The following is a 13992-nucleotide window of genomic DNA, read 5'->3' as shown; positions in this document are numbered from 1 at the left end:
AAAAATGGAAAATATAGGAGTAATCTTCGGAGGAAGATCCGTTGAACACGAAGTTTCTGTAATCACAGGAATGCAAATTATTGAAAATATGGATAAGACAAAGTATAATCCTATTCCAATTTATATTACAAAGAGCGGCAAATTCTTATCTGGCGAAAGTTTAAAAAATTTTAAAGCTTATAAAAATCAAGATTTTCATGATGGAGTTGAAGTTTTCTTTAAGCCAATTCACGGAGACAAAAATCTTTACTGCATAAGACACAATGAAAAGAAATTATTTAAGCCAGAATATGATTCTGTTGAAGTTTTTGAAAAAATCGACGCAATATTTTTTGCCCTTCATGGAACTTTTGGCGAAGATGGATGTACTCAAGGTCTTTTTGAACTTATGGGCATGCCTTACACTGGCTGTGGCGTAATGTCTGCTGCTGTTGGTATGGATAAAGTCATCATGAGGAAAGTTTTTGAATCAGAAAATATTCCAATGACAAAATATAAGTATTTTTACAAAGATGAGCTTAAAAATTTACAAAATGTTGTTGAAAAGTGCAAGGATTTGAAATATCCTCTATTTGTAAAGCCAGCAAATTTAGGTTCCTCTATTGGAATTTCAAGAGTAGAAAATGCCCTTGACCTTTCAAAGGCACTTGAAGTTGCATCACATTTTGATAGAAAAATAATCGTGGAAGAAGCAGTGGTAAATCCTAGGGAAATTAATGTTGCAGTCCTTGGTTATGAAAATGACCTTGAAGTTTCTGCAGCTGAAGAACCTCTTGGCTTTAAAGATCTTTTAAAATACGAAGACAAATATGTTTCTGGCTCTAAGGGAGCAAAATCTTCACAAAAACACCAAAATAAAAAACTTCCAGCAGAACTAAAACCAGAACTTGAAAAGGAAATTAAAGACCTTGCCAAGAAAAGTTTTTCTGCAATTGACGGAGCAGGTGTTGCAAGAATTGACTTTTTAGTTGATGGCGACGTGGCCTATGTCAATGAAATAAACACCCTTCCTGGTTCTATTGCCTTTTACCTCTATGAAGTTAATGGTCTAAAGATAAAGGATTTAATTTCAAAATTAATTGAACTAGGTAAACTTAGATACAGCGAAAGATCAGAAAACAGCTATTCCATCGATTCAAATTTATTTAATATGACAAGTTATGGAGCAAAGATTTAATGATTAAAGAAAAGATTTTAGAAATTATCGAAAAGACAACACCAAGGTCAAGAGAGGAACTCCTTAAATTTTTTAAAATTAAAAATAAAGAAAAGAAGCAGTTTTTAAAAATAATTGAAGAACTTGAAAGTGAAGGACTTATTTTTGAAGACAGCAGAAAAAAATATAGATTTGTTGATAATGAAAAATTCTTTTATGGAAAACTTCAAACAAATGCCAAGGGTTTTGGATTTTTGATAAGTAAAAATCTTGACGAAGACATTTATATATCAAAAAATAATTTAAACTTCGCACTAAATGGCGATGAAGTCATTGTGAGAAGGTACAAAGATTCCTTTGGCGATAAACCAGAGGGAAAGGTCCTTGCCATTGTAAAAAGAGTGAACACAAAATTTGTTGGAGTCTTTCAAAATAAGAGAGATTTTGGTTTTGTAATCACTGATGAAAGCAAAATGGCAATGGATATTTACATTCCAAAGAAAAAAATAAATGGGGCAAGAAATGGTCAAAAGGTTGTTGTAAAAATTGAAAAATGGCCAGAGGCAAATAAAAAACCTGAAGGGCGAATTGTAGAAATTTTAGGTTATCCCGATGACCCTCATGTTGACATAATGTCTGTTGCAGCATCCCTTGATCTTCCTATGGAATTTAATAAGGCAGCTCTATCTGAAGCAAAAAGCCTGCCACAAGAAGTTTCTCCTGATGAAATAAAGGGAAGACGTGATTTTAGAGATCTTCTAACTTTTACAATTGATGGTGCAGATTCAAAGGACTTTGATGATGCCATTTCCCTTGAAATTTCTAAAAATGGATCTTATATTTTGGGAGTTCACATTGCCGATGTGGCTCATTATGTTGAAGAACTTGGTGCCCTTGATGAAGAGGCCTTTAAGAGGGGCAACTCAGTTTATTTATTAAATAAAGTAATACCAATGTTACCCTTTGAACTTTCTAATGGGATTTGCTCCCTTAACGAGGGCGTAGATAGGTTAACTCTTTCTGTCATTGTAGAAATTGACAAAGAGGGAAATGTAAAAAAATATGACATCTGCGAATCTGTAATAAATTCAAATAAAAGACTTGTTTATGAAAATGTGTCTGACTATTTGGAAAAAAATATAGTTCATGAATCCCTAGTGGGATTAGAAAAAACTCTAGACAAAATGTTTGAGCTTTCAAAAATTTTACAAAAGAAGAGAGAAGAAGGCGGCGCCATTGACTTTGACATACCAGAAGTCATTATAGAAGTTGATGAGAAAGGTTGGCCACAAAATATTCACAAGAGAGACAGAAGAACAGCCAATAAACTAATTGAAGACTTTATGTTAATGGCAAATGTCTGCGTGGCTAAAGAATATTATTTTAAACACATTCCATTTTTATATAGAATTCACGAAAGACCTAAGGAAGAAAAAATTTCAGAACTTAATTCTTACCTTAGACCTTTAGGTTACATGATAAACTTTGATGAAAAAGTTGAGCCTAAGGATGTGCAAAAGGTTCTTGAAAAGGCAAAGGGATCTAAGGAAGAAATGTTTATTTCAACTATGACCCTTCGCTCTATGACTAAGGCAAGATATTCTGAAATAAATGACATTCACTTTGGTCTGGCCTTTGATTACTATTCACACTTCACATCTCCTATAAGAAGATATGCTGATTTAACAATTCACAGAATTATAAAAAAACATCTAAAGGGAAAACTTTCTGGGGGCATAATAAAAAATTTAAAGGTAATTTTGCCAGAAATTGCAGAGCAAGTTTCTAGGACAGAAAAAATTGCTCAAGATGCAGAAAGACAAGTTGAAGATATTAAAATGGCAGAGTATATGTCTGAACGTCTTGGCGAAAGATATGATGGTAGAGTTTCTAGCATCACAAATTTTGGAATTTTTGTTGAGCTAGATAATTTAATTGAAGGTCTTGTTAGCTACAGATCTATGGATGGTTATTACGAATTTGACTTGGACCACTACAAGGCTGTTGACTATGATACAAAAAATGAATTTCACATTGGCGACGAAGTTAGAATTGAAGTTGTAAATGTGGACTTAAATATGGGGAACATTGATTTTAAATTAGTAGGTGATGAAGATGAGTAAAGAAAAAGATAATGCAATAGCCAATAATAAAAAGGCAAGCCATCTTTATTTTATCGAAGACACTTATGAAGCTGGCATTGAACTTTTTGGCACTGAAGTTAAATCAATTAGAGCAGGTCAGGTAAATATAAAAGATTCCTACTGCGACATAAATAAGGGCGAGATTTTTGTCTATGGCATGCACATTTCTCCCTACGAACAGGGAAATATTTATAATGTAGACCCTATGAGAAAGAGAAAACTCTTGATGCACAAAAGTGAAATTCTTCGCTTGGAAAAAGTTAAAACTCAAGATGGCTACACAATTATCCCCTTAAAAGTTTATTTATCTCGTGGAAAGGTAAAAGTCTTAATTGCCAAGGCAAAGGGTAAAAAACTTTGGGACAAGAGAGAGACAATTAAGAAAAAAGAAGTAGATAAGAAACTAAGACAAGCACTCAAATACTGAGTGCTTGTTTTTTATAAAAATTTATTTTAATTTTAATTTTTTGTTTTCTTTATAATATTGAAAACATTCAAAGATGATAAATACAAATGGAATTATAAAAAATAAATAATTGTCATTTTGAGAATAAGCGATATCACCTGATGCACCTATTGCATCTATGACATTAAATGAAATTAAAATGAGATAAAAATCATGTCCTATTATAGACTTTTTTATTAAAATTACTCCCACTATGTTAAATGTAAGTAAGCTTATGAAATAATTAAGAGTATGATTTTTTCCGTCAAATTCGTTAAAAACTATGTGACTTCTGCTTGCATAAGATACTTTAAAAAGTAGATAAAGTATTATAAAGATAGATAGGTATTTTAAAAATTTTTTGCTTTTGTCTTTCACATAAATCACTCCTAATATAGAATTACATCTTATATCATCTCTTTATAATATAATTATATAAAATAAAATAATCTTTTACAATAAAAGAGAGAAATTTGTAAATGAAAGGGAAAATTAGATTCATCTAAAAATTTTAAATCTACTAGTAATTGATTAAAAGAAATTTTATTTTTGGTATAATAAAGCCAGGTGATTATATGTCTTTTATCGAAGTTAAAAATCTTTCCAAGGTCTATAACATTGGCGAGAGAACAGTAATGGCAAATGATAAATTAAATTTTGAAATAGAAAAAAATGAATTTGCAATAATTCTTGGAGCATCTGGTGCTGGCAAGTCCACTTTTTTAAATATTTTAGGAGGTCTCGACAGCCCTTCAAGTGGTGAGCTTTTAGTTAATGGCAAAAATATTGCCCTCTATAATGAAAAAGATCTTACAGCATACAGAAGAAATGACATGGGTTTTGTCTTTCAATTTTACAACCTCATTCCAAATTTAACGGCTCTAGAAAATGTAGAGCTTGCAACGCAAATTGTAAAAAATGCAAAGAATCCAGAGGAAGTTTTAAAATCTGTGGGACTTGGCGAGAGAATGGATAATTTTCCATCACAACTTTCTGGTGGCGAACAACAAAGGGTTTCTATTGCTCGAGCAATTGCAAAAAATCCAAAGCTTCTCCTTTGCGATGAGCCAACGGGAGCTCTTGATTATCACACAGGAAAGCAAATTTTAAAACTCTTGCAAGATTTAACTAGAAATACGGACACTACAGTGGTTTTAATTACTCACAATTCTGCAATAAAGGATTCAGCAGATAGACTTATTGAAATTTCTGATGCTAAAGTTAAAGATGTTATTATAAATAAAAATCCAAGGGATATTATGGAAATAGAATGGTAGGTGCAGAGTGAAATCTGGCGACAAAGATAATTTTAGGGAGATAAAAAATTCTCTTCCTAGATTTATCTCAATTATGATTATTGTCTTTCTTGGTGTTTTTGTCTTAATTGGTCTAATTTCTACAGGCAAAATTATGAGAAACACCATTGACGACAAGATAAAAAAATTAAATCAAGAGGACCTAAAAATTTCTGTGCCCATTGGTCTTGAAGATGAGGATAAAAAAATTATTGAGGGCGAAGATGACATCTCTGAGCTTGAATACGGCTATGACAAGGATGTTTTCTTGGAGGGAGACTCAATTGTCATAAAAGTTCTTAACATGCCCTATGAAATTTCTAAACCTGAAATTGTTGAAGGGCGAAATATAAAATCATCGGACGAAATTGTTCTTGATGCAAGAATGAAAAGAGATGGCAAAAAAATTGGCGACATCATTTCCTTTAAAGAGGATAACGACGACGATGATGACAATGACCTAAAGAGACTTTCCTACAAGGTGGTTGGCTTTGCCAATTCTCTTGACTTTATCCAAGACAAAAATAACACATATTCTGAAAGAGGCTATGGAAAAATTTCTTACTTTGCCTATATTGACGATGGGAATTTTTCTGGAGAACCGACTCTTGCCAAAATTAAATTCTTAGGAACAGAAGGACTTATGACTTCTGACAAAGAATATGTGGACTACATGGATAAAAAGACTCGCAGCCTAAAAATCGATTTAAAAAGTCGCCCCAAAGAGAGACTTGCTTCTATCCAAAATGAAATTTCTGGAAAAATAGTTGATGCTGAAGATAAAATTACTGATGCAGAAGGTAAGCTAACTGACGCTAAGGATAAACTTGTAAAAGGAAGAAAGGATTTAAACAAGGGCAAAAAGGACTACAAAGAAGGCATAGACAAGTACAATAAAGAAAAAAGTGATGCAGAGTCTGAAATTTCAAAAAATAGAGACAAACTTTACAAGGCATCTGTGGAAATTGACCATGGCGAAAGAGAACTTGTAGATGGCTACGATAAGTTAAGAGAAGGCAAGAAAAAACTAGAAGATGCAAAAAATGAATTAAATTCTGGAAGAAAAAAATTAAGTGAAGGTAAGGAAAAATACCAAAAGGGACTTGGCGAGACTGAAGCTTCAGAAAAGGCACTAAAAGAGGGAGAAGATAAACTCCTTGAAGGCAGAAAAAAACTAGATGATGGCTGGCAAAAAATTGAAGATTCAAGAAAAAAACTTTCTGTTGGCATGAAAAAATATGAGGAAGGCGAAAGAGAATACGACAGCGGAAAAGCTCAGCTTGAAGCTGGAAAAGAAAAGCTTGTAAGTGAAATGGGTGCATCATCCTATGAAGATGCAGTTAAAAAAATTTATGCCCTTGATGAAATTCTTGGCACAGCAGGAGAAATTTTTAATAAACTTCCAAGTATAGAAAGTGAAATTGCAAATACAAAATCACAAATAGACCAAGTTGATGGGGGAATTGCTCAAGTTGATGCTGAAATTGCAAGCACAAATTCTGCTCTTAAGGACCCAAATTTATCAGATGAAGATAAGGTAAAACTTGCAGCTAAACTTCAAGGCTTAGAGGCAAAAAAGGCTGAACTTCAAAAAAATAAGGAAGGCTTAAATAAAAAATTAGAATTTTTAAATAATTCTAAGGCTGAAATTGATAAAGCCATTGCTGAAATTAATAAAGAAGTGCCTGGCGGCATCACTGGAAATTTAGAGGATTTAAAAGCTAAAGTTCAGCAAGGAAAATCTGCCATAGAAAAAATAAATGAAAGCGAGAAAAAACTTCTTGCAGCAAGAGCGACTCTAGATGCAAGTAAAAAACAAATTGAAGAAGGTAAAAAGCAGATTGAAGAGGGAATTGCTGAAGCGGAAAAGGGTGAAGCTGAGTACGCAAAAAACAAGGATGAAATAGAAAAAAATAAAAAGAAACTTGCTGATGCAAAAGAAGAACTTAATAAGGCTAAGAAGAAACTTGATGACTCTCAAGAAAAATTAGACAAGGGAAGTGCCGACTACGAAAGCGGAAAAAGGGAATATGATGAAAAGTACGACCAATACCTAGAAGGCAGAGAAAAATTATCAAGAGCCAAGGAAAAATATATATCAGGCAGAGATGAACTCCAAAGAGGAGAAGAAAGGCTTGATAAGGAGTTAAAAAAGGGAAAAGATAAGCTAGATGACGCCAAGGGTAAACTCTACAAGGCAGAAAAAGATTTAAAAAAGGGCGAAAATGAATACCAAGATAAGTCCAAGGAAGCTGAAGAAAAAATTTCTGATGCAAGAGAAAAAATTGCTGACGGAAGAAAATATTTAAGTCTAATAAAACAGCCTCGCTACACAATTAGACCAAGACACATGTCTACTGACATTAATACCTACATTGACTACGGAAAAAGAGTTGACGGACTTTCCTTTATCTTTCCAATATTTTTCTTTGCCATAGCACTTTTAGTTTGCTTCACAACAATGACAAGGATGGTTGATGAAAATAGGCTCGTCATTGGAACCTATAAGGCCCTTGGCTATACAAATAGAGAAATTGGAAGAAAATTTTTCTTGTATGGATCTTTGGCATCAATAATTGGAGGAAGTCTTGGAGCAATAACAGGATCCTACTTATTGACCTATATAATTGGCAATGCCTATTCAACAAAGACAATTTTTGAAAATCATTTAATTATAGAGGCCTTTCCACTTAGGATGATTTTTGCAATTTTTCTTGGATTTTTATTTACTACAGTGGCAGCAATAATAACTGTAAATAAAAACTTAAAGGAAAAGACAGCCTACCTACTTCGTGGCAAAGCTCCAGCCAAGGGAAACAGAATAATGCTAGAAAAAATTCCTTTTATCTGGAACAAAATGAGCTTTCTATCAAAGGTTACTGCAAGAAATTTATTCTTGTCAAAGAAGAGAATGTTTATGACAGTAGTTGGAGTCATGGGCTGCGCAGCACTTTTGGTCCTAGGCTTTGGAATATCAGAATCAGTAAAAGATGTAGAAAAATTGCAGTTTAGAGAAATTTTAAAATATGATATGTCTGTATTATATGACAGCAAATTTGACGAAGATGCCTATGAAGCTTACAGAAAATCCATTGATGAGAAAAATTTAGACTACACAAAGACTTACGAAGAAATATTTACTGTGGATTACAATGAAATCGACCAAAATGTAAATGTGGTTGTGCCAGAAAACAAGGAAGAATTTAAAAATTTTGTTGCATTAAGGGACAAGGACAGTGGAGAGAAACTTGAAATAGGAAAGAGGGGAGTTATAATAACAGAAAAACTTTCCAAGCTTAAAAAAATAAAAGTTGGCGATCCCCTTTACCTTCGCGATGTTTACGGAAATGAATTTGAAGTAGAAGTATCAGGCATAACAGAATTTTATCTTGGTCACAATGTCTACATGGATAAAGATTACTTTGAAAAAGTAACAGGTTCAAAATTTGCGGCAAACACAGATTTAATAAAGGTCCCTCATAATTTTAACAAAGATGACTTTACAAAGAAGACAATAGAAAATAAGGCAGTCTTTAACATTACAAATATTGACGACATGAAAGATGTCCTAAATCAATTTTTATATTCAATAACAAAGGTGGAAATAATAATTTTAATTGTTACAACACTTTTGGAAGTTGTAGTTTTGTATAATCTTACAAATATAAATATTGAAGAGAGAATAAGAGAAGTTTCAACAATAAAAGTCCTTGGCTTTTATCCAAAGGAGACAACAGCATATATTTACAAGGAAACTTATATCCTTGCAATAATTGGAATATTAATTGGACTTGTAGTGGGAAAAATTTTACACTACTCAGTCTTACAAATTGTTGTACCTTTTATGGCAATGCTGCCAGAAGATTTAACGGCAAGACCCTTTATATTAGCAGGCATAATAACAGCCTTTATAAACACTTTTATAATGGTAATATTCCACTTTAGAATAAAGAAAATAAATGCCATAGACGCCTTAAAATCAAATGAATAAAAATTGACCGAAGAAAAAATCTTCGGTCTTTTTTTATCTTCTATTATCTTCAATAAAAAAATAATCTGATAAAAATTAAGACAAAAAAATTTTTCAAAATTTAAGTGTATATACACTTGGCTTGTCTCATCTTCTTCTTTGTAATATAATTTTATTTAAAATTTATTAGGAGATTGGATAAAATTGGAAAATTTAGAAAAATTAAACTTTGATGAAAAAGTAGAAAGCTTAAAAAAATTAAAGGAAGAAAAGGATGCAGTTATACTTGCTCATTATTATGTAAATGAGGACATACAAGCTATAGCTGATTACATAGGAGATTCTTTTTTTCTAGCTCAAAAGGCAACTGAGCTTAAAGAAAAGACAATAGTCATGGCTGGAGTTTACTTCATGGGAGAAAGTGTAAAGATTTTAAATCCAAGTAAAAATGTATTGATGCCAGACCTTGGAGCAGATTGTCCTATGGCACATATGGTAAGTGTAGAAAAAATTAAAGAGATGAGAGAAAAATATGATGATTTAGCAGTTGTAACCTATATAAATTCCACTGCTGAGATAAAAGCTTATTCAGATATTTGCGTTACATCTTCAAATGCTGCAAAAATTGTAAATAAATTAAAGGAAAAAAATATATTTTTTGTTCCAGATAAAAATCTTGGCGACTACATAAAAAAATCACTTCCAAATAAAAATGTTATTTTAAATGATGGTTATTGTCCTATTCACGATGAAATCGACCTTGATGATGTGAGATCTTTTAAGGGCAAGGTTAAAATTTTAGCTCATCCTGAATGCAGAAAAGAAGTCTTAGACTTAGCAGATTTTATAGGTTCTACAAAGGCCATTATTAATGAAGCTGGAAAATATGATGATGTACTAGTTGTTACAGAGGAAGGAATTTTTACTGAGCTAAAGAAAAAATATCCAAATATTAATTTTAGAAAATTGAGAAAAAGTCCAATTTGTAATGACATGAAAAAATTAAATATTGATAAAGTCATTAAGGTAATTGCAAATAATGAAAATCAAGTTGAGGTAGATAAAGAAATTAGAGAAAAAGCTTTAATACCTCTAAAAAGAATGTTGGAGCTAGGTGCATAAGATGAAAAAATATGATATTTTAATAATTGGCTCTGGACTAGCAGGAGTTAGCACAGCCTTAGAATTAAGCGAAAAATATAAAATTGCCCTTGTAACTAAAAAAAAGTTAGAAGATTCAAACTCCTATCTTGCTCAAGGTGGCATCAATGTCCTAAAGGATGAATCTGATAGAAAAACTTTTATTGAAGATACAATGAAGGCAGGCCACTACAAAAATAATTTGCAGGCAGTAGAAAAAATGGTAGATATGTCCCAAGATGCCATAAATTTTTTACTTGAACTTGGAGTTAAATTCAACATGAAAAATGGTGACTTTGATTATGCAAGAGAAGGAGGTCACTCTATAGCCAGAGGTCTTCACATTGATGATGAAATAGGTAAGGGAATCTTAGATGTCCTTTATAAAAGGCTTAGAGAAAGAGACAATATAGATATATTTGAAGACACTCCTATTGTTGATTTAATTGTAAAAGATGGCAAGTGTTATGGAGCAAGGTCTCTTGATGAAATTTTTATTTCTACAAATGTTGTTCTTGCAACTGGTGGACTAGGTGGAATTTTTGATAAGAGTACAAATTTTTCTCATATATGTGGCGATGGCTATGCCATGGCTATAAAAAATGGTGTCAAGTTAAAGGATATTTCCTACATTCAGTTTCATCCAACTTCCCTATATGAAGAAGGGGCAGAGAGACAATTTTTGATTTCTGAATCTGCAAGAGGTGAAGGCGCTCTCTTATTAAACCACAAAAAAGAGAGATTCACCGACGAAATGAAGCCTAGAGATATTGTGGCAAAGGCAATTTTGTGGGAAATGGAAAAAGAAAAGGTAGACTTTGAATATTTATCCATGAAAGCATTAGGAGAAGATAGAATTCCAAAGAGATTTCCAATGATATTTAAGGAATTAAAAGATAGAGGAATAGATCCAAGACATGAAAATGTACCAATTGTTCCATGTCAACACTACACTATGGGCGGCATTGAATGTGACAGCTTTGGAAGAACTAATTTAGAGGGACTTTTTGCAGTTGGAGAAGCAGGAAATGTTGGCATTCATGGTTCCAATAGACTTGCCTGCAACTCACTTTTAGAGTGCGTTGTTTTTGGAAGACTTTTGGCAGATTACTTAAATGAAAATAAACTTGAAGATAGGGAAATAGATTTTCAAATTGATGATAAAAAGCTTGATAGAGAAAAAGATTCTAAGATTATTTTTGAAAGGATAAGAGAAGATGAGAGAGCTAAAGCCAATAGTAATTGATGAGTTTATCATTTCTGCTCTAAGAGAAGACATGACTAGTGGCGACATCACAACAGATGCAATTTTAAAAGATGAAGAGGGAGAGGTAAGTTTAATCTCAAAGGATAGGGGAATTATTGCAGGCCTTGATGTATTTAAGAGAGTTTTTGAAATCTTAGATGAAGATGCAAGCTTTGAATTTAATTTTTCTGATGGAGATGAGGTAAATAAGTCTGACTTAGTGGGTATAGTAAAGGCAAAGGCTAGGGCAATCTTAGAAGGCGAAAGGACTGCCTTAAATTATTTACAAAGGATGAGTGGTATTGCCACTTATACTAAAAAAATGGTAACTGCCCTTAATAGTGATTCTGTAAAAATTTTAGATACAAGAAAAACTACACCAGGCATGAGAATTTTTGAAAAATATGCAGTAACTCTTGGCGGTGCCTACAATCACAGATATAATTTGTCTGATGGAATTATGATAAAGGACAATCACATAGATGCAGCTGGCGGAATAAAAAATGCCATAGAAAAAGTAAGAAGGCTAAATCCCTTTGTCAAAAAAATTGAAGTTGAAGTAGAAAATTTTGACCAAGTGAAAGAAGCACTAGAAGCAAAAGCTGATATAATAATGTTAGACAACATGAAAATAGAAGAAATAAAAAAAGCTGCCCATATTATTAATAAAAGGGCAATAATTGAGTGCTCAGGAAATATTAGCCTTGAAAACATTAATGAATATAGGGACCTTGACATTGATTATATTTCATCTGGTGCCATAACTTACCAGGCAGGAGTCCTAGACTTATCTATGAAGAATTTAAAAATCTATTGAGGAAAATATGAAGGATCCAAAAACACGAAGAGAGGAACTATTAAAAATCTTATATGAAAAACAAAAGCCTATGTCTGGGGAAAGTTTGGCAGAAAAATTTGATGTAACAAGGCAAGTAATAGTTCAGGATATAGCCATACTTAGAGCTAGTGGAAAAGATATTGTCTCAACTAATAGGGGCTACTATTTAAATGAAGAGAGAACTCAAAAAGTTTTCAAAGTTAAACACAGCGATAGGGACATAAATAAAGAATTAAATGCCATAGTAGACCTAGGTGGAAGAGTAAAAGATGTCATAGTTCATCACAAGGTTTATGGAGAAATTAAAAAGGATTTAAATTGTTCTTCTAGGCGAGATGTAAAAATATTTATAGAAAAGATGAAGGAAGAAAAATCAAAACCCTTAGATGTTTTGACTGGTGGAGTTCATTTTCACACAGTCCTTGCAGATAATGAAGAAGTAATTGAAGAAATTGAAGTGGTCTTAAAGGAACTTGGATTCTTAATTGAGGATTAAAATAATAATTAACTTCAGTAAAGATAATATTATAAAAATTTAAAAATAATTCTTATTTAAAAGCACAGGATTTATGTCTTGTGCTTTTTGTTTTTAAAAACTTTTAGGGGGTATATTTCTTATAAGGAGTTTATTGTTATAATGCGATAAAGGAAAGTGATTTTATGAAAAATGATGTATTAAGAAGAAAAGAGCATGAAGCTGTAAGAAAGGGCGTTGGCTATTATGATTTTACCCACCAAGTTTTAGATGTCAAGGGTAAGGATGCGGCAACTTTTTTAGATAAAGTTTTTGTAAATGACATAAAAAACATGAAAGAAGGTCACGCACTTTATACTACAATGCTAAATGAAGATGGGAAAATCATTGACGATGTAATTGTCTTTAGATTAGAAGAAAACAAGTTTTTAATTTCAACTTTATACATCGACAAGATGATTAAGTGGTTTGACAAATTTAAAGATGGCTGCGATGTGGAATACAAGGACATAACTTCAAAATTAACTATGTTTGCCATCCAAGGACCAAAATCAAAGGATCTTGTAAATAAAATTGTAGATAAGGATATTTCTTCTATGAAATTTTTCACGATTGATGAAAATACTGTTGGCGACTTAGATATTATGGTTGCAAGAGCAGGTTTTACTGGTGAACTTGGCTATGAACTTTATGTTGAAAGCGATAAAAAAGAAAAATTAGAAGAAAAAATTAAAAAAGCAGGCGAAGAATTTGGTCTAGTAAATATTACCACTGATGTAATTATTGGAAGTTTGCCAGGAGAAAAGGGATATGTTTTAATGAGTGAACTTGAAGGCACAAATCCTCTTGAAGTTGGCTATGGCTTTACTGTTCACTGGGACAGCGACTTTATAGGAAAGGATGCTCTTTTAAAAGCAAAGGGAAATATTAAGAGAGATTTATTTGGCTTTGAACTAGATGGAGAAGCAGAAGTTGAAGCAGGGGACCCTGTTTTTTGTGATGGCAAAGAAATTGGTAAAGTTACAAAATTCACTTATGGATATACTCTTGAAAAATTCATTGGCTACTGCTTAATTGAAAAAGACTTTGCATTTGAAGGAAAAGTTGTTGAAATTAAGACAAAATCTGGAAATGTAAAAGCAAAATTATGCGACAGAGTTTTCTATGACAAGGAAAATGAAAGAGTAAGAGGATAAAATTGGAGTCAGTTACTGGCTCCTTTTAACTTTTATTTAAAGAATAAGCTTAATCAATTTACCGTATTAGTGTATTGATATTATATT

Annotated in this window: 11 protein-coding genes; 10 read left to right on the top strand and 1 reads right to left on the bottom strand. The window is 32.3% G+C overall.

What is annotated here, in order from left to right:
- The first annotated feature begins 4 nt into the window (after nt 1–4).
- Genes JOD41_RS05065 through smpB form a run of 3 tightly spaced genes read left to right on the top strand, consistent with a single transcriptional unit; the run spans nt 5 to nt 3727 of the window.
- Nucleotides 5–1177 carry a D-alanine--D-alanine ligase family protein gene (locus tag JOD41_RS05065; protein ID WP_205051866.1) on the top strand — a complete coding sequence of 391 codons (1173 nt, stop codon included), beginning with the start codon at nt 5–7 and terminating at the stop codon, nt 1175–1177.
- Nucleotides 1177–3279 (top strand): ribonuclease R, encoded by a 2103-nt coding sequence (gene rnr / locus JOD41_RS05060; protein WP_205051865.1) that lies wholly within the window; start codon nt 1177–1179, stop codon nt 3277–3279. Before JOD41_RS05065 ends, rnr begins: the two co-directional genes overlap by 1 nt.
- Nucleotides 3272–3727: an SsrA-binding protein SmpB gene (smpB, locus tag JOD41_RS05055; RefSeq protein ID WP_205051864.1), complete on the top strand. Its 456-nt coding sequence runs from the start codon at nt 3272–3274 to the stop codon at nt 3725–3727. Before rnr ends, smpB begins: the two co-directional genes overlap by 8 nt.
- Before the next feature lie 21 nt (nt 3728–3748).
- Here smpB and JOD41_RS05050 read toward each other — a convergent pair whose 3' ends face one another.
- A complete protein-coding gene (locus JOD41_RS05050; RefSeq protein ID WP_205051863.1) occupies nt 3749–4123 on the bottom strand; it encodes a hypothetical protein in 375 nt (124 codons plus the stop codon).
- Between the two features lie 197 nt (nt 4124–4320).
- On the opposite strand from JOD41_RS05050, the gene JOD41_RS05045 reads away from it, so the two are divergent.
- The 7 genes from JOD41_RS05045 (at nt 4321) to JOD41_RS05015 (ending at nt 13905) form a co-directional block, all read left to right on the top strand.
- A complete protein-coding gene (locus JOD41_RS05045; protein WP_205051862.1) occupies nt 4321–5022 on the top strand; it encodes an ABC transporter ATP-binding protein in 702 nt (233 codons plus the stop codon).
- 7 nt (nt 5023–5029) lie between these two features.
- Nucleotides 5030–9031, top strand: coding sequence for an FtsX-like permease family protein (locus tag JOD41_RS09290; RefSeq protein WP_205051861.1), 4002 nt, complete (start codon nt 5030–5032; stop codon nt 9029–9031).
- 183 nt (nt 9032–9214) lie between these two features.
- Nucleotides 9215–10132, top strand: a complete 918-nt coding sequence (gene nadA, locus JOD41_RS05035; RefSeq protein WP_205051860.1) for a quinolinate synthase NadA — start codon at nt 9215–9217, stop codon at nt 10130–10132.
- A gap of 1 nt (nt 10133) precedes the next feature.
- On the top strand, nt 10134–11396 hold the full coding sequence (locus tag JOD41_RS05030; RefSeq protein WP_205051859.1) for an L-aspartate oxidase: 1263 nt from the start codon (nt 10134–10136) through the stop codon (nt 11394–11396).
- Nucleotides 11368–12213: a carboxylating nicotinate-nucleotide diphosphorylase gene (gene nadC / locus JOD41_RS05025; RefSeq protein WP_205051858.1), complete on the top strand. Its 846-nt coding sequence runs from the start codon at nt 11368–11370 to the stop codon at nt 12211–12213. The genes JOD41_RS05030 and nadC overlap by 29 nt, the downstream gene beginning before the upstream one ends.
- Before the next feature lie 7 nt (nt 12214–12220).
- Nucleotides 12221–12730, top strand: a complete 510-nt coding sequence (locus tag JOD41_RS05020; RefSeq protein WP_205051857.1) for a transcription repressor NadR — start codon at nt 12221–12223, stop codon at nt 12728–12730.
- A 164-nt stretch (nt 12731–12894) separates the two neighbouring features.
- Nucleotides 12895–13905: an aminomethyl transferase family protein gene (locus JOD41_RS05015; protein ID WP_205051856.1), complete on the top strand. Its 1011-nt coding sequence runs from the start codon at nt 12895–12897 to the stop codon at nt 13903–13905.
- The last annotated feature ends 87 nt before the right edge of the window (nt 13906–13992 follow it).

This window comes from Peptoniphilus gorbachii (assembly GCF_016908115.1).
GTDB classification, from domain to species: Bacteria; Bacillota; Clostridia; order Tissierellales; family Peptoniphilaceae; genus Peptoniphilus_A; species Peptoniphilus_A gorbachii.
This window is presented reverse-complemented; position numbering and strand designations above follow the sequence as displayed.